This window comes from Nonomuraea sp. NPDC050790, assembly GCF_044456745.1.
Taxonomy (GTDB): Bacteria; Actinomycetota; Actinomycetes; order Streptosporangiales; family Streptosporangiaceae; genus Nonomuraea.
Window position 1 is genome coordinate 512,060 of record NZ_JBITGF010000001.1, and the last position, 15,848, is coordinate 527,907.

The window sequence follows — 15,848 nt, forward strand, 5'->3', positions numbered from 1 at the left end:
TTGATCCGTGGGCCCACGGCGGACTGAAAACTACCCGCGCTGAACTCCGAGTCAATGGGCCGGTCATGCCGGGCACCTTCATTCCGTGAATAGCCGGGCAGGGCGGACGGGTCTTTGCCGAGGTGAAGGTGGTAATTCTGCGTGCCAAATCGGGTTGTTCCGTGATTTGGCCCCTTCCTCAGTTGGGCATTTAAGATCTTTTATGGTGATATATCGGTTTTTGTCGCCTTGGGCATGGCACATTGGTGCCAGTGGCAATGGACGGCCCACACGTGCGGATTGTGGGGCGACCTTTCTGACCCATGAGACGAAGCACCCGCACGCTGGCCGCCGGCCTGATCGCTGTCACGGCCGTCGCGTACTCGCCGGTCGACGCCCACGCCGCCCCGCCGCCTGATCCACAGGCCATCCCCGACCGCTACATCGTCGTACTCAAGGACACCGGGGAGTTGCACGGACGTGGTGTCGCTCCGGCGGCCAGGGATCTCGCCGCGCGTTACGGCGGCGAGGTGGAACGCACGTACTCCACCGCGATCAAGGGCTTCGCCGCGGCGATGAGCCAGACCGCGGCGCGCGAACTGGCCACCGACCCCTCGGTGGCGCATGTGGAACAGGACTCCATGGCCATCCTCGCCGCCGATCGGCAGGACGACCCGCCGAGCTGGGGGCTGGACCGGATCGACCAGCGCGACCTGCCCCTGTCGCGCTCCTTCACCTATCCGGGCACCGGGCAGGGGGTCCGGGCCTACGTGATCGACACCGGAATCCGCATCACCCACGCCGACTTCGGCGGCCGGGCCTCCTACGGACGCGATCTCCTCGACGGTGACGACGTGGCCTCCGACTGCAACGGCCACGGCACGCATGTGGCCGCCACTATCGGCGGCACCGCCCACGGCGTGGCCAAGAAGGCCATGCCCATCGCCGTCCGGGTGCTGGGCTGCGACGGGCGCGGCCCCAACTCCGCGGTCCTGTCCGGTGTGGACTGGATCGCCGCCAACGGCACTGCGCCCGCGGTGGTCAACGTCAGCGTGAAGACCGCCGTCAGCTCGGCCCTCACCACCGCTATCCGCAACTCCGTCAGCCGCGGCTACACCTACGTGGCCGCCGCGGCCAACGACAACGCCGACGCCTGCTCGGTTGGCCCGGCCTCCGTCCCCGAGGTGATCACCGTCGGCGCGACCAACTCCAACGACAGCCGCCGCAGCACCTCCAACTGGGGACGATGCCTGGACCTGTTCGCGCCCGGCGGGGAGATCACCTCCGCCTGGCACACCTCCGACAGCGCCGTCAACACCATCAGCGGAACCTCGATGGCTTCGCCGCACGTCGCCGGAGCCGCGGCGCTGCTGCTGGGCGCCTCGCCGGGCAGGACGCCGGCCCAGATCCAGCAGTCGATCATCGATTCGGCCACCTCCGGCAAGGTCACCGGTGCCGGGTCCGGCTCGCCCAACCGCCTGCTGTTCATCCCCCAGGCGGCGGCCTGCGGGCCGTTCACCGACGCCCGGGGCGCTGATCTGGCCGACCGTGCGACCGTCGAACGCCCAGTCACCACGGCCGGGTGCACGGGCACCGGATCGGCGTCCGCCAAGGTGGCGGTGAACCTCCGTCACACCTACCGCGGCGACCTGGTCGTGGACCTGATCGCGCCCGACGGCAGCGCGTATCCGCTCAAGCGGGCCGACTCCGACGACTCCGCCGCTGATCTGATCGCCGATTATCCCGTCGACCTCAGCGCGGAGGTGCTGGAGGGCGTCTGGCGCCTGCGCGTCCGCGACGCCTACAAGGCCGACGCCGGAGCGGTGATCTCCTGGACCCTGACCCCATGAACGTGGCCGGCTCCGCCCATCTCCAACTGCCCGACGAGGTCGCCCTGAAGCGTCGATCTCCTTCGGCGTCAGGGGGTTGCGGGGACGTGCCGACGCGCCTGCTCCGGCAGTTTGCGCGCAACGCGCACGCCCTGATCCTGCCGGGCCAGGACGCGGGACGGGCAGCCCATGGAGGCTGTGCTGCCCACCCCTGACGCCTGTCTGAACCGTCGCCACCCCCGATCGGGGCCAGGGTTCGTCTGGGGCAGGGGGACACCGCGTCGTGGCGGGCGACTTCTGCTCGAAGGTGTTCTCCAGTTCCGGCCGCGACCCGGCGGGCCGTGGCCGGTTCGTACGGCCCGCCGGGTCCTGAACTCACCGATGCGAGATCATCGCACGGTGAGGGTGTAGAGGGCGCTGCCGGACTTGGACGCGCCGTCCGTGGCGGTGATCGTGATCGTGTAGGTGCCCGGTGTGAAGGGCGCGAAGATCATGACCTGTGATCTCCCGCCCGGACTGACGGACGAGGGGTTGAAGAACGGGCTGATGGGCAGCCCGGGCCCGGATGCGCTCAGCCTGCTGGTGCCCGATCCGCCGGTCACGGTGACCGTCGCCTGGGCGAGCCCGCCGCGCTGGACGGTTCCGGACGCGGGCGAGACGGAAACCTGTGGGCCTTCGGTGCCGCCGCCGTCGCCGACGGTCAGGGTGTAGTCGGCGGTCTTGGCGCTGCCGGAGCCGCTCTGAGCGGTGACAGTGATCTTGTAGGTGCCCTTCGGGGTACTCGCCGCCGTCTCGATGGTCAGCTTGGCGGTGTCGCCCGCGTTGACCCTGGCCGGCTGGAAGGTCGCTCTGGCGCCGCCGGGCAGCCCCGCGGCGGACAGGTCGAGCCCCTCCGGCCCCTGATCGCCGGCCTGGCTGGTGACGGTCGTGGAGATGTACGCGCCGGGCTCCACCTTGCCGGCCGACGGGCTGAGGCCGACGCCGAACGTCCCGTCGCCTGGCTCCTGACCGATGGTCTCCCGGGCCCAGTCGCCCATCGCGTTGGTGAGACGGGCCATGATGCTGTAGCGGTCACAGGTGCCCGCGCCGAACGACACGATGCCGACGACGACTCCGTCCACGGTGAACGGGCCGCCGCTGTCGCCGGAGCAGATCCCCGTCCGCCCGTCGTCATAGCCCGTGCACAGCATGACGTCGCCGTTGACGCTGACGTCGAATACCTGGCAGCCGCCGGGGTCGTTGACCGGCAGCGTGGCCGAGTACAGCTTGCCCTGCTGGTGCTTGCCGAACCCGAGCACAATGCCGGTCCTGCCCGGCTGCGTGAGCGCGGCGTCCCCCGATCCGGCCACCCTGGCCCATTGGCTTCGGGGTACGGGCAGGTCGTCCTGGGTGGTGACGACGGCGACGTCGTACCCCTTACGCCAGTCGTTGGCCTGCCGGTACTCCGGATGCGTGACGAACTTGTCCACCCGCGTGCGGAACGCCTCGTCGCCCGCGGTGGTCAGGTCGTCGTCGCCGTACACGTAGCTCTTCTCGCCGGCGACGTCGATCATGCAGTGTGCGGCGGTGAGGATCGTCCGCTTCCCGACGACGGACGCCGTGCAGGAGGCGCCCTGCGGCCCGCTACCACCGACGCGTAAGCCCGCGATGACGGACGGGTGGTCGCGGTGTGAGGCCGGCTGCCCGTTGACGATGCCGGGGCTCGGGGTCGCGCCCGGCGTGAGCCGGTCGGTGGGGGTGGCCGCGGTGCTGCGCGGGCGGGGCGGCGGGTCGGCCGCGGCCGGGCCCGTCATGGGCGTCATCGTCACGGCCAGCGCGAGGGCCAGCGGCAGTATGAGACGTGGTGCTCTCATTCGAGTTCCCTTTGCTGTGGGGTGTGGTGGGAACGGCACGTACGCATCAGAAGGTGATGGACCAGCCGGTCAGCTTGCCGGTGTCGAACCGGTACACGTCCTGGATCTGCAGCTTCCAGGTGCCGTTGGCGTTCTCACGCGAGGCGTCCACGGTGTAGGTCTGGTGCACTCCGTCGTGCGCGCCGACGCCGCCGGCCTTCTCGAGGTTGTAGACGGTGCCGCTCGGGCCGATGAGGTCGATCGCCAGATCGCCGGTGTAGGTGTGGTCGATGTCCACCTTGACCGGCAGCGTGGCCGATGCCCGGCCCTCGCAGGCGTCCTGAACGATCGTGGTGCCGACCGGGCGCGGGGGCATGGCGCCGGTCGCGGGGTCGGGGATGTCGACGTCCGCGTCGTTGGCCACGGTGCCGCACGTCGGGGTCCCGGCGCCGATGAAGCCCGTCCACAGAAGCCTGTTCGGTGAGCCGGTGCCGGGACTCGTCACCAGGCCGGGGGTGGCGTTGTCGACGAGGGCGTCGCGCACCTGCTGCGGCGTGGCGGACCTGTTGGCCTGCACGTACATGGCCGCCGCGCCCGCGACGTGCGGCGAAGCCATCGACGTGCCGCTGCCCGAGCGGTAGCCGCCGGTGTGGTCGGCCGAGTGAATGCCGCCGCCGGGTGCGAACAGGTCGAGGCAGGTGCCGTAGTTCCCGCTGCGTCCGCCACCCTGGTTGATCCAGCCGACGGTGATCGCTTCGGGTGTCCTGGCGGGGCTCACGCCGCACGCGTCCTGGCCGTTGTTGCCGGCCGCGACCGCGACCACGAAGCCTTTCCGCACCAGCGCCTTCACCTGCTCGTCGCCGACGCCGGCCGAGTCCATCGTGAGGCTCATGTTCACCACGGCCGGGAGCACGCCGTTCGCGCCGACCCACTCCATCGCGCTCACGGTCGCCGAGTCCGGCGCGCTCCCGCCGCAGCCGAGTGAGCGTAACGCCACGACCTTGGCCTTTTTGGCGACGCCGACGGTCTTGCCGGCGATCGTTCCGGCGACGTGCGTGCCGTGCCAGAAACAGTCGGAGGCGTCGGCGTCGTCGTCCACGAAGTCGTAGCCGTAGGAGGCGCGGCCCTCGAACTCCGTATGGTCCCGGTTGACGCCCGAGTCGATGACGTAGGCGGTGACGCTTCCGGCGGTGTTGGGGTAGACGTACTTCTTGTCGAGGGTGGTCGTCTTCTGGTCGATCTGGTCCAGGCCCCATGAGGGCGGGTTCGGCTGCTCGTCGGCGGCCCGGGTGATGCCGTCCTCGTACACGGCCTTGACCGACGGGTCCGCGGCGAGTTCGCGCGCCTGCCGGTCAGACAGGTTTTCGACGGTGTACCCGTTGAGCGTGACGGCATAGGTGGCGGTGACGTCGCCACCGTAGCGGCGGCTCAGCGCGGCCGCCTGTCCCTGGGCGGCCCGCGGGGCGTCCTGCCTGAGGACCACGATGTACTGCCCGCTGACGTGGCGTTCGGCCTGCACCACCTCGCCGTCTGGACCGTCGGCCGCGGCGGTGCCGGTCAGCATCGCCGTAGCGCAGGCGAAGACGGCCAGGGCCGCGGTCAGGGAGGTGCGGCGCGCGGACCCTCGCCCGGCCCCTGTCGGGGTTCGTTCTGGCTGTGCCATGACCACTCCATCTCCCCGGTCCCGGCCGCGCGCGGCTGAGACAAGCGGCCTGCGGGGCGGGGGGTGGAGGAAATGTCGGCCGCTCGGCGGTTACCATCCGCCACCACGCAGCGGGGAACAACCGTGGCAACGACCCGTAAGGGGTACGGGATTTGCCGATCGCGACTGCCCGGGTTCCGCAACCGTACGGTGCGCAATACGCTCGGGAGATCCGCACCGGCGCCGCCCGCGGGCCGCGGCGTGACACCCCGGCGGGAGCGAACGATGACCGACGGCAGGCACCTGATCGAGCACGGCCGGTCGAGTCCGTCCACGGCCTCGATCCGCGTCGGTTCCCCCGTGCTGATCGGGCGCGGGGCCGAGCTGGACACCCTCGTCACCGCCGTCGCCGCGTCCCCGTCCATCGTGTTCGTCGAGGGAGAAGCGGGCGTCGGCAAGACCCGGCTGGTCAACGAGCTGATGACCGGGCTGACGGCCGGACCGGAGCCGTGGGTCGCCGCCGGGCACTGCCAGCCGCTGCGTGAGCCGTTCCCCTATGGCGTGATCTTCGAATGTCTGCGCTCCTGCGGCCCCCGGCTTGGCCGGCCAAGCGCGGTGACCGGCGTGCTGCGCCCCTACCTGCCCGAGCTGGCCGACCGGCTGCCCGCCCTACCGGACCCGCTGAACGACCCGGCCGCCGAGCGGCACCGGCTGTTCCGGGCGATCCGCGAGCTGCTGGACGCGCTCGGACGAGCGGTGCTGGTGATCGAGGACGTTCACTGGGCCGACGACGGCACCCGACAGCTCCTGCGGTTCGTCATGACGGACCCGCCTCCCGCCCTGTCGCTGGTGGTCACCTTCCGCCGCGAGGACCTGCCCGCCGACGCGCCGCTGGGCCGCGCGTTCCGCCCGCCGCCGGGCACCACAGCCGCGCACCTCGTCCTGGGCCCACTCGACACCGAGGGCGTCCGCGGGCTGGTCCAGGCCATCCTCGGCGGGCGGAACGTCTCCCTGGGATTCGCCGAGACCATGCGGCAACGCACCGCGGGCATCCCCTTCGTCGTCGAAGAGACCACCTACGCGCTGTGCGACCGCGGCGGCGACCTCCAGCTCGGCGGTACGGCGGCGCGGCGCCTGCTCGACGACGTCGAGGTGCCCACACTGCTGCGGGAGACCATGGCCGAGCGCATGCGCGCGCTGCCCGGTGCCGCGCGAGCCCTCGCGCAGGCGGCGGCCGTCCTCGGCGTGCCCACGACCGCGGAGCTGCTGGCCGCCGTCGCCGCGTGCGGGAGCGGCGAGCAGGTCACCCGGCTGCTGGAGGACGCGGTCCTGGTCGAGACCGCCGAGAACGAGTACGGCTACCGCCACGCCCTGGCCCAGCGGGCCGTCTACGACGTGCTGCCCGGCCCCTACCGGCAGGAGTTGCATCTGCGCGCGGTGCGGGCGCTGGCCGTCCTCGACCCGCCCCCGCTGGTACGGCTGGCCGCGCACGCCAAGCACGCCGGGCTGGCGGACGAGTGGCTGCGCTACAGCGAACTCGCCGCCGACGCCGCAGTGGACGCGGGAGACGCCCCCACGGCGATCGACCTGCTCTGCGCCACCGTCGCCGACCCGTCCGCCGCCACGGCGGACGTGAACAGGCTGGCGACCAAGCTGTGCCAGTACGCGCTCACCGGCCTGCACCACGACGAGGTGATCGCCCAGATCGAGCGGCTGCTGTCGGACCCCCGGCTGTCCGGCGCGGCCCGCGGCGAGGTCCAGCTCTGGCTGGGCCTGCTCCTGGTACGCAAGACCGGGGAGATGGACCGGGGGCGCACCTACATCGAGCAGGCTATCGGCTCGCTGCGCGAACGCCCCGAGCGAAGGTTACGCGGGATGGCCGTCCTCGCCCTGCCCTATCTGGGCACCACGCCGATCACCGGCAGCCGAGCCTGGCTGGAGCGGGTCGAGGACGCGCTCGGCGCGCTGCCGCCCGGCGCGCTGCCCACCTCGCTGCTGGCCAACACCGTGAGCGCCCGGCTCATGTCCGGCGACCCCGAGGCCCGGCAGCGTATCGCGCTCCTGAGGCCACCCCGGGATCCGGGCGGCACGGAGCAGACGCGGGAACTGGCGCGAGGACACTGCAACCTGGCCGACGCATGCGCGTGGATCGGCGACTACCCGGGGGCGCGAGAGCACCTGCGCACCGGGCTGAGCCTCGCCACGCAGTCGGGCGCCGCGTACGTGATCGGCACCGCCGAGTCCACCCGCATCCGGCTGGACTGGCTGGCCGGCGCGTGGGAAGGGCTGCGGGAGCGGGCCGAGCGCATGGCCCAGACCTACGCGTACCTGTTGCCCGTCACCAGCGAACTGCACCTCGTCCTCGGCTGGCTGGCCGCCACACGCGGCGACTGGGGTCGCGCCGAGTCCTGCTACCAGGCCACCCGTATGTCCCAGCCCGACTCCGCCATCATCCCCGTCGCGAACGCCGCGACCGGCGGCATGATCACCATGCTGCTGAGCCGCGGTGACGTCTCCGCCGCCTGCGCCCACGCCGACCGCGGGACCGCCCTGCTCCACCGCAAGGGCCTGTGGGTGTGGGCGGGCGACCTGGCGCCGCAGGCCGTTGAGGCCTATCTGGCGGCGGGCCGTACCGGCGACGCGCGCAGACTCATCGAGGACCTGCGCGCCGGGCTCGCCGGCCGCTACGCTCCGCTGGCCCGTGCGACCTTGGTCGCCTGCCGCGCCCGGCTTACCCTCGCCACAGGAAGCCCGGCCGCGGCCGCCCGCCTGTTCGAGATCGCGATCCATCGGCATCGGCAACTCGGCCTGCCCTACCAGACGGCCCGGCTCTCCGAGGAGGCCGCTCGCATCCACCCGCCCGACACCAGCGTGCTCACCGAACTGGCGCGTTCCTACGAAAAGCTCGGCGCCCCCCTGGACGCCGCCCGCTGCCGCCACCTCGTCCGCAGTACAGGCGTCGCCACCCCGTCCGCCCGGGGTCGCCGCGGCTACGGCGACGAACTGTCACCCCGCGAACGTGAAGTCGCCGAGTTGCTGGCAGGCGGGCTGACCAACCGCGAGATCGCGCACACCCTGTTCCTGTCGCGCCGGACCGTCGAGGATCACGTCGCCAGGATCCTGCGCAAACTCAACGTGGGTTCCCGCAAGGACGTGCACTTCTGAGAGGGCGTTGACGGGAGCACCCTGGTCCGGGCGCGCACGCACTCGGCTGATCGTCGGGCCGGGAAAGGGCGGACGCGAACGTGGTCTCGCGGCGCTTCTGCTGGGTTTCGAAGGGCCGGTTCCCCACACGAAGCCCCTGAGGGCTCTCGGGCCGGGCATGGCGAAAGGGCCGTGCCCGGTGGCGGCCCGGCACGGCCCTTGTTCGCCGGTGAACGCCCGTCACCACGGGGTCCGGCGAGCTGTGCGGTCGTCGCGACGGTGACGACCGTGTTCCTGGGAGGTCCTCAGCCCCGTACGGCGGATGGGGCTGGGGGCGCCGCTAGTGGGCGGCGAACTGCTCCTCTTCGGTGGAGCCCTTCAGGGCGGTGGTGGAGGAGTCGGGGGCGATCGCGGTGCTGACCAGGTCGAAGTAGCCGGTGCCGACCTCGCGCTGGTGGCGGGTGGCGGTGTAGCCGCGGGTCTCGGCGGCGAACTCGGCCTCCTGCAACTCCACGTACGCCGTCATGCCGTCGGCCGCGTACCCCTGGGCCAGGTCGAACATGGAGTAGTTCAGCGAGTGGAAGCCGGCCAGCGTGATGAACTGGAACTTGTACCCCATGTGCCCCAGCTCGCGCTGGAACTTGGCGATCGTGGAGTCGTCGAGGTGCTTCTTCCAGTTGAACGACGGCGAGCAGTTGTAGGCGAGCATCTGGTCCGGGTACTCGGCCTTGATCGCCTCGGCGAACTCGCGGGCGACGTCGAGGTCGGGGGTGCCGGTCTCCATCCAGAGCAGGTCGGAGTGGGGCGCGTAGGCCAGGCCGCGGGCGATGCACGCCTGCACGCCGTTGCGGACCCGGTAGAAGCCCTCCGCGGTACGGTCCCCGGTGGTGAACGCCTGGTCACGCGGGTCCACGTCACTGGTCAGGAGCGTCGCGGCCTGGGCGTCGGTCCGCGCGATGATCAGGGACGCGACGCCGGCCACGTCGGCGGCCAGCCGCGCGGCGTTGAGAGTCTTGATGTGCTGGCCGGTCGGGATGAGGACCTTGCCGCCCAGGTGGCCGCACTTCTTCTCGGAGGCGAGCTGGTCCTCCCAGTGCACGCCCGCGGCGCCGGCGGCGATCATGCCCTTCATCAGCTCGAAGGCGTTGAGCACGCCGCCGAAGCCGGCCTCGGCGTCGGCCACGATCGGCGCCAGCCAGTGGGGCGCCTCGATGCCCTCCGACCAGGTGATCTGGTCGGCGCGCAGCAGCGCGTTGTTGATGCGGCGCACGACGGCAGGCACGGAGTTGGCCGGGTACAGCGACTGGTCGGGGTAGGTCTGCCCGCCCAGGTTGGCGTCGGCGGCGACCTGCCAGCCGGACAGGTAGATCGCCTGCAGCCCGGCCTTCACCTGCTGGACGGCCTGGTTGCCGGTCAGCGCGCCGAGCGCGTGGACGTAGTCCTCGGTGTGCAGCAGGTTCCACAGCCGTTCGGCGCCGAGCCGCGCCAGCGTGTGCTCCTCCTGGATCGAGCCGCGCAACCGGATGACGTCCTCGGCGCTGTAGGTGCGCTCGACGCCGGCCCAGCGGGGGTTGCTCTCCCAGTCCTGCCGCAGCTCCTCAGCCGCTCCCTTGAGGCGATCGTTCATGTTCGCTCCTTATGTCGTCCCCTGGGTGCTTGCTGCTGAGTCTGTGCCCCGCCGTACCGCTTCCCTAGAGGTTTTTCGGAGCGAAGAACGCGCAGATTTCTGCTAGAGAAAATACTGAAGCGTATTCGAAGCAGAAAAGTTCGCGAAGTTTTCCGTTGGCCTAGACCAATCGCGGCGCGCCCGGATCGGCAGCGGCTACCCCTAGAAGAAGTGGCGTTTTTCTGTCTAAGCTCAGCTCATGGCCTCCCTGATGCGCGAAGAACCGCTGTCTTTGACTCAGGAGCTCGATCTCATCGCTTTCGGGCAGCGGCTCCGTCACCTGCGCAAACAGCGCGGCCTGACCCTGTCCGACCTCGGGGAGCGGGTCAGCCGCGCCCCCAGCCAGCTCTCCCTGCTGGAGAACGGCAAGCGCGAGCCCAAGCTGTCGCTGCTCAAGTCCCTCGCCGGAGCGCTCGGCGTCCCCGTCGAGGAGTTGCTGCGCCGTCAGGCGCCCAACCGCCGCGCCCAACTGGAGATCCAGTTGGAGGAGGCGCAGCGCGACCCCATCTACGCCGGTCTGGGCCTGCCGCGGCTGAAGGTCTCCGCGCGCGTGCCCAACGACGTGCTCGAACACCTTCTCGGCCTGTACGGCGAGCTGCGCGCCCGCCAGGCGAGGGGCACGGCCACCCCGGAGGAGGCCCGGGCCGCCAACGCCGAGCTCCGGCGCAGGCAGCGGGAGCTGGGCAACTACTTCCCCGAGATCGAGAAGGCCGCGGCCGAGGCGCTGTCGGCGGTCGGCTACCGCACCGGCGCCCTGTCGCAGTCGCTCATCCAGGCCCTCGTTGCTCATCTCGGCTACACGGTCCACACCGCCCAGGACCTGCCCCGATCGGTACGCTCCATCACCGACCTCCGCAACCGCCGCATCTACGTCAAGCACGAGCAGCTCGGCATGCACACCCCGCGCACGATCCTGCTGCAGACCATCGGCCACCTCGCCCTGGGCCACGACAAGCCGCGCGACTTCGCCGACTTCCTGCGCCAGCGCACCGAGGCCAACTACTTCGCCGCCGCCGTCCTGGTCCCCGAGCGGGCGGCGGCGCCGTTCCTGCGCGAGGCCAAGCAGGACCGGGCCCTGTCGGTGGAGGACCTGCGCGACGTGTTCGCCGTCTCCTACGAGATGGCCGCCCACCGCTTCACCAACCTGGCCACCCACCACCTCGACCTGGTCTGCCACTTCGTCCGCAACGACGCCGGCGGCATCATCTACAAGGCCTACGAGAACGACGGCATCGTCTTCCCCGCCGACGAGCAGGGCGCCATCGAGGGCCAGCGCATGTGCCAGCGGTGGTCGGGCCGGCAGGTGTTCCTGTCGCCCGACCGCTTCTCGGTCTTCTACCAGTACTCGGACTCGCCGACCGGGACCTACTTCTGCGTCGCGCACGTGGACCCGTCGCGGGAGCGGGACTTCGCCATCACGCTGGGCGTGCCGTACCGGGAGTCGCGGTGGTTCCGCGGCCGGGAGACGACCAACCGCACCAAGTCCAACTGCCCGAACGGCGACTGCTGCCGCCGGCCGCCGACCGAGCTGGCCGAGCGCTGGGAGGGCTACGCCTGGCCGTCGGCGCGCGCAAACTCGCACGTGCTGGCCGCGCTGCCGCCCGGCTCGTTCCCCGGCGTGGACGAGGCCGACGTCTACACCTTCCTGGAACGGCACGCGGCGCCGTAAAGCTTAAGCTGGTAGGCGTCTGGTTGACGGGGGAGGGGTCGCGTGCTGCCTGAGGTGGAGTCCTGGTGGCGTCGCCGTACCTTCTCCGCGGTGGACTGGCCCCTGGAGCGCCTGGTCGAGGCCAAGGGCGGCACGTCGGTCAGCGTGGTTCTTCCGGCGCGCGACGAGCGGGAGACCGTCGGGGAGATCGTCGGCGTCCTGCTGCGCGAGCTGCCCGACCTGGTGGACGAGGTCGTGGTGATCGACTCGCGCTCCACCGACGACACCGCCGCGGTGGCCAGACGGGCCGGCGCCGCCGTACACGCGCAGGACGAGATCCTTCCCGGGCTCAAGCCGCTCGACGGCAAGGGCGAGGCGCTGTGGAAGTCGCTGGCGGTGACCTCGGGCGAGCTGGTCGCCTTCGTGGACTCCGACATCCGCAACTTTCAGTCGTCGCTGGTCACGGGGTTGCTCGGGCCGCTGCTCGACGATCCCGGGCTCGCGTACGTGAAGGGCTGCTACGACCGGCCCCTGCGCGGCGCGCCGACCGGCGGCGGGCGCGTCACCGAGCTGGTCGCCCGCCCGCTGATCAACCTGCACTGGCCCGAGCTGGCCGGGTTCATGCAGCCGCTGGCGGGGGAGTACGCGGGGCGCAGGAGCGCGCTGGAGCGGGTGCCGTTCATCACCGGGTACGGCGTGGAGCTGGGCCTGCTCGTCGACCTGCTCTCCCTGGCCGGTCTGGACGGCCTCGCCCAGGTGGACCTCGGCGCCCGCGAGCACTCCCACCAGTCGACCGAGGCGCTCGGCGCGATGGCCGCGCAGATCATGCTCGCCGCCTGGTCCCGCCTGGAACGCCAGGACAAGATCCACGCGGCGCACGAGCCGTCGACCCGCCTGACCCAGTTCCGCCGCGGCCTCGCCGGCCACCACACCGCCGACCGCGACGTCTCCATCGCCGAACGCCCGCCCATCCTGACCGTGGACGGCTACCGCCCCTAGGATTACCGCGGCATCGCGGCGAGGATGACGCGCTTGGAGTCCTCCGGGGTGTGGGCCGTGGCGATGAGCCTCTCGAAGGCGTTCGTGTACGCGTCCAGGTCCACCCTCCTTTCCAGGAAGGCGCCCTGGTTCAGGTGCTCGACGAACACGGCGTCGGGCAGTTCCACGTCGGAGAACCGGAGGATCGAGAACGGTTCGCTGACGTCGCGAGGAGTCGTGAACGGGAGGATCTGGACGCAGACCTCCGGACTTTTGCTCACCTCAAGCAGGTGCCGCAACTGCGCGCGCATGACCTCCGGGCCGCCGATCGGGCGCAGCAGGACGGCTTCGTCGATCACGAACCAGAGCCGCGGCGGCTCGGCCCCGTCGAGGAGCTGCCGGCGCCGCACGTGGTAGTCGATCCGGCGCTGCCGGGCTTCCTCCGGGAGGTCGGGAGGAAGGAGCCCCGCCGCGTACTCCCGGGTCATCAGGAGATCCGGGATGTCGAGGGGTTCGTAGCCGCGGATGAGGTGGGCCGCCTCCTCGAGCCCGAGGTAGGGCTGGAACCAGTGCGGGATGGCGTCGGCGAAGCGGTGCCACCAGCTCGGGACGTTCGACTGCCTGGTCATCGCGAGCAGGGTCTCGCGTGTGCCGGAATCGGTCACCGCGTACAGGGTGAGCAGGTCCGCGACGTCGCGTTCCTTCAGCCCGATCCGCCCGGACTCCATGCGGCTGATCTTCGACTGGCTGCCCCTGATCGCGTACGCGGCCGCGTCGGCGGTGATGCCCCGGTCCAGGCGCAGGCGGCGCAACTGGGAACCGAGCTGGATGCGCAGCACCGTGGAGCCGCTGCCGAGAACGTACGTGTTCGGCGTCACGCCGGGCTCCCGGCCCGCCGATTCGCCCATGAACGCTCCTGTCCTCGTCGCGGTGTACCAGCATCCTAAGGGCTGAGCCGGTCGATCTTCCAGAATGCATATGCATCGCGATGCACTTGCATATGCATTTGCGCGCGGCCATGATGAGCATGGCGATTCCCACCGACAAGGGCGAGGTTCATCATGGACGCACCACAGAAGGGCGCGGAGCCACCCGCTGAGCGCCCCTTATTGAGCTCGCGCGCGCTGCTCATCATCCTCACCGCGGTGCTGGTCGGCGTGGTGGTCGCGCTGTATCCGGCGCTCGCGGTGCCCGTCGGGATCGGCGTGGCCGTGCTGACGCTGCTGGTGAGGATCCTCGGGGACTGATCGGGTCCGTTCAGGCGGGCGGCCGCTGAAGTGCGGCGGCGACGAAGGCGGTCACGTGCTCGCGCATGTCCTCGTGCGCCTCGGCGTCCTCGCCCAGCATGATCCTGGCCAGTTGCGGCAACATGTGCGGGAGTAGCGCCAGCCCCGTGAGCAGGAACATCGTCCTGGCCGTGCTCGCCGAGGGCTCCTGGCCGAGCCCTTCGGCCAGGGACGCGTTCTTGCGGGCGCACCGCTCGACCCTGACCTCCTGGCCGGGCAGCAGGTCCTGCCCCCGGTAGTTGAGGGCCTCCCACATCAGCAGCCGCACGAGCTGCGGATGTTTCGCGTAGTAGGCCGACAGCCGGTCCGCGTACGCGGCCGGGTCCGCGCCGGGCAGGGCGATCTGGGCGGTCAGCTCGTCCAGCGCCTCGGTGATGACGGCGTCGAACAACTTCTCCTTGTTGCCGAAGTGTCCGTAGATCCGCTCCTTGTTGACTCCGGCCCGCTCGGCGATGCGGTCGACGCGCGCCCCCGCGATGCCGTGCGCGGCGAACTCCTCCCGCGCCGCGTCCAGCAGGGCGGTCCGGGTGGCGGCGGTGGAGACGTTGGGTGCCATGCCTCGCATCCTACAGCTTCCAACTAGTTGGTTGACATCCAACTAGTTGGTTGGCTACGGTCCGACCTCATGACTCTCGTCGGCATCCCACCAGAGGCGGCGCCCGGCCCGGCCGCCGAGCGGTACGCCTCCTTCACCCCCACCGTGACCGCCTTCACCCTCGCCGCGATCCTGGTCAGCGGCCAGCTCTACATCGTCATCCCCCTGCTCCACGACATGGCCGCCGTCTGGACGACCACCACCGCGTCCCTCGCCTGGCTGGTCACCGCCTTCGCCATCGGCTACGGCGTCGGCTTCCTGCTGTCCGGCCCGCTCTCCGACCGTTTCGGCCGCCGCAGGCTTATCCTGTACGGCCTGCCGCTCGCCGCCCTGGCCACCGCGGCCGTCACCCTGAGCCCGACCCCCGAGGCCGCCGTCGCACTACGCCTCGTCCAGGGCCTGGCCGTGGCCACCTTCCCTCCGGCCGCCCTCGCCTACCTGGCCGAACGCGTGGACCCGAGGCGCCGGGCCGTCGCTATCTCCGCGGTGACCGCCGCCTTCCTCGCCTCCGCCGTACTCCTGCAGGTCGGCGCCCAGATCCTCGTCCCCCTGACCGGCTGGCGCGCCCCGTTCCTCATCTCCGCCGCGGGGCTGGCCCTGTCGATGCCGGTCATCCGCGTGATCATGCTCCCCGACACCCCGCGCGCCACCACGCCCTCACTCCTCGGCGCCTACCGCGCCCTGCCCGGCCTGCTGCTCCACCGCACCCTGCTGCCGCGCTACCTGGCCACGCTCATCCTCATGATCGGCTTCGTGGCCGTCTACACCGCCCTCCAGCTCCACGGCGTCACCGCCACCTCCTCCCAGCTCCTGGCCCTGCGCGCGGCCGGACTGCCGGCGATCGTCGCCATCCCGCTCCTCATGCCCTGGCTGAGCCGCCTGTCCGCCCCCGTCCGGGCCGCGGGCTTCCTGGCGCTGGCGGCGGTGGCGGTGACCGCCGTGGCCGTCATCGCGCCGTCCGCCACCTGGCTGGCCGTCCTCCTGGCTCTGTACGTGGCCGCCGTCGCCGGCGCCCTCCCCGGCCTGAACGAGTCGATCTCCGCCGCCGCGGGCCCCGCCCGCGGCGGCGCCCTGGCCCTGTTCTCCTTCTCCCTGGCGGTGGGCAGCGCCATCGGCCCCCCGCTGGCCGCCGCCTTCCCCGCCTTCCCTCCTCTCCTGTACGGCGTGGCCGCCGCCATGACCCTGGCCGCCCTGGCCGTCCTGGCTTCCAGCAGGCGTTGAGGAAAGGTCAACTTCGATGGGACCCGAC

11 protein-coding genes are annotated in these 15,848 nt (G+C 71.2%); 6 read left to right on the plus strand and 5 right to left on the minus strand.

Going from position 1 to position 15,848, the window contains the following annotated elements:
- The first annotated feature begins 302 nt into the window (after nt 1–302).
- Complete coding sequence (locus ACIBEJ_RS02460; RefSeq protein WP_397180785.1) at nt 303–1,829, plus strand: S8 family serine peptidase; 1,527 nt, start codon at nt 303–305, stop codon at nt 1,827–1,829.
- 368 nt (nt 1,830–2,197) lie between these two features.
- On the opposite strand, the gene ACIBEJ_RS02465 is transcribed toward ACIBEJ_RS02460, so the two are convergent.
- Complete coding sequence (locus ACIBEJ_RS02465; protein ID WP_397180786.1) at nt 2,198–3,661, minus strand: trypsin-like serine protease; 1,464 nt, start codon at nt 3,659–3,661, stop codon at nt 2,198–2,200.
- 46 nt (nt 3,662–3,707) lie between these two features.
- Nucleotides 3,708–5,303 carry a S8 family peptidase gene (locus ACIBEJ_RS02470; RefSeq protein WP_397180787.1) on the minus strand — a complete coding sequence of 532 codons (1,596 nt, stop codon included), beginning with the start codon at nt 5,301–5,303 and terminating at the stop codon, nt 3,708–3,710.
- 264 nt (nt 5,304–5,567) lie between these two features.
- Between ACIBEJ_RS02470 and ACIBEJ_RS02475 the strand changes: the two genes are divergently transcribed.
- Complete coding sequence (locus ACIBEJ_RS02475) at nt 5,568–8,447, plus strand: ATP-binding protein (RefSeq protein ID WP_397180788.1); 2,880 nt, start codon at nt 5,568–5,570, stop codon at nt 8,445–8,447.
- 319 nt (nt 8,448–8,766) lie between these two features.
- On the opposite strand, the gene aceA is transcribed toward ACIBEJ_RS02475, so the two are convergent.
- A complete protein-coding gene (gene aceA / locus ACIBEJ_RS02480; RefSeq protein ID WP_397180789.1) occupies nt 8,767–10,053 on the minus strand; it encodes an isocitrate lyase in 1,287 nt (428 codons plus the stop codon).
- Between the two features lie 238 nt (nt 10,054–10,291).
- Here aceA and ACIBEJ_RS02485 point away from each other — a divergent pair, with 238 nt between their 5' ends.
- On the plus strand, nt 10,292–11,761 hold the full coding sequence (locus ACIBEJ_RS02485) for a helix-turn-helix domain-containing protein (RefSeq protein ID WP_397180790.1): 1,470 nt from the start codon (nt 10,292–10,294) through the stop codon (nt 11,759–11,761).
- A 42-nt stretch (nt 11,762–11,803) separates the two neighbouring features.
- Nucleotides 11,804–12,739 (plus strand): glucosyl-3-phosphoglycerate synthase, encoded by a 936-nt coding sequence (locus ACIBEJ_RS02490; RefSeq protein WP_397180791.1) that lies wholly within the window; start codon nt 11,804–11,806, stop codon nt 12,737–12,739.
- Nucleotides 12,740–12,741: 2 nt separating this feature from the next.
- Here the strand turns inward: ACIBEJ_RS02490 and ACIBEJ_RS02495 are convergent, their stop codons facing one another.
- On the minus strand, nt 12,742–13,626 hold the full coding sequence (locus ACIBEJ_RS02495) for a helix-turn-helix domain-containing protein (RefSeq protein ID WP_397180792.1): 885 nt from the start codon (nt 13,624–13,626) through the stop codon (nt 12,742–12,744).
- A gap of 153 nt (nt 13,627–13,779) precedes the next feature.
- On the opposite strand from ACIBEJ_RS02495, the gene ACIBEJ_RS02500 reads away from it, so the two are divergent.
- The gene (locus ACIBEJ_RS02500; protein WP_397180793.1) at nt 13,780–13,965 is read left to right on the plus strand and encodes a hypothetical protein; all 186 of its coding nucleotides are present in this window, start codon (nt 13,780–13,782) and stop codon (nt 13,963–13,965) included.
- Nucleotides 13,966–13,975: 10 nt separating this feature from the next.
- Here the strand turns inward: ACIBEJ_RS02500 and ACIBEJ_RS02505 are convergent, their stop codons facing one another.
- Nucleotides 13,976–14,560: a TetR/AcrR family transcriptional regulator gene (locus ACIBEJ_RS02505; protein ID WP_397180794.1), complete on the minus strand. Its 585-nt coding sequence runs from the start codon at nt 14,558–14,560 to the stop codon at nt 13,976–13,978.
- Nucleotides 14,561–14,629: 69 nt separating this feature from the next.
- Between ACIBEJ_RS02505 and ACIBEJ_RS02510 the strand changes: the two genes are divergently transcribed.
- A complete protein-coding gene (locus ACIBEJ_RS02510) occupies nt 14,630–15,820 on the plus strand; it encodes an MFS transporter (RefSeq protein ID WP_397180795.1) in 1,191 nt (396 codons plus the stop codon).
- Nucleotides 15,821–15,848: the final 28 nt, after the last annotated feature.

Bases quoted from the DNA above. Each gene is read 5' to 3' on its own strand.
- ACIBEJ_RS02460 (WP_397180785.1), top strand. From the start codon at position 303: ATGAGACGAAGCACCCGCACGCTGGCCGCCGGCCTGATCGCTGTCACG.
- ACIBEJ_RS02465 (WP_397180786.1), bottom strand. From the start codon at position 3,661: ATGAGAGCACCACGTCTCATACTGCCGCTGGCCCTCGCGCTGGCCGTG.
- ACIBEJ_RS02470 (WP_397180787.1), bottom strand. From the start codon at position 5,303: ATGGCACAGCCAGAACGAACCCCGACAGGGGCCGGGCGAGGGTCCGCG.
- ACIBEJ_RS02475 (WP_397180788.1), top strand. From the start codon at position 5,568: ATGACCGACGGCAGGCACCTGATCGAGCACGGCCGGTCGAGTCCGTCC.
- aceA (WP_397180789.1), bottom strand. From the start codon at position 10,053: ATGAACGATCGCCTCAAGGGAGCGGCTGAGGAGCTGCGGCAGGACTGG.
- ACIBEJ_RS02485 (WP_397180790.1), top strand. From the start codon at position 10,292: ATGGCCTCCCTGATGCGCGAAGAACCGCTGTCTTTGACTCAGGAGCTC.
- ACIBEJ_RS02495 (WP_397180792.1), bottom strand. From the start codon at position 13,626: ATGGGCGAATCGGCGGGCCGGGAGCCCGGCGTGACGCCGAACACGTAC.
- ACIBEJ_RS02500 (WP_397180793.1), top strand. From the start codon at position 13,780: ATGGACGCACCACAGAAGGGCGCGGAGCCACCCGCTGAGCGCCCCTTA.
- ACIBEJ_RS02505 (WP_397180794.1), bottom strand. From the start codon at position 14,560: ATGGCACCCAACGTCTCCACCGCCGCCACCCGGACCGCCCTGCTGGAC.
- ACIBEJ_RS02510 (WP_397180795.1), top strand. From the start codon at position 14,630: ATGACTCTCGTCGGCATCCCACCAGAGGCGGCGCCCGGCCCGGCCGCC.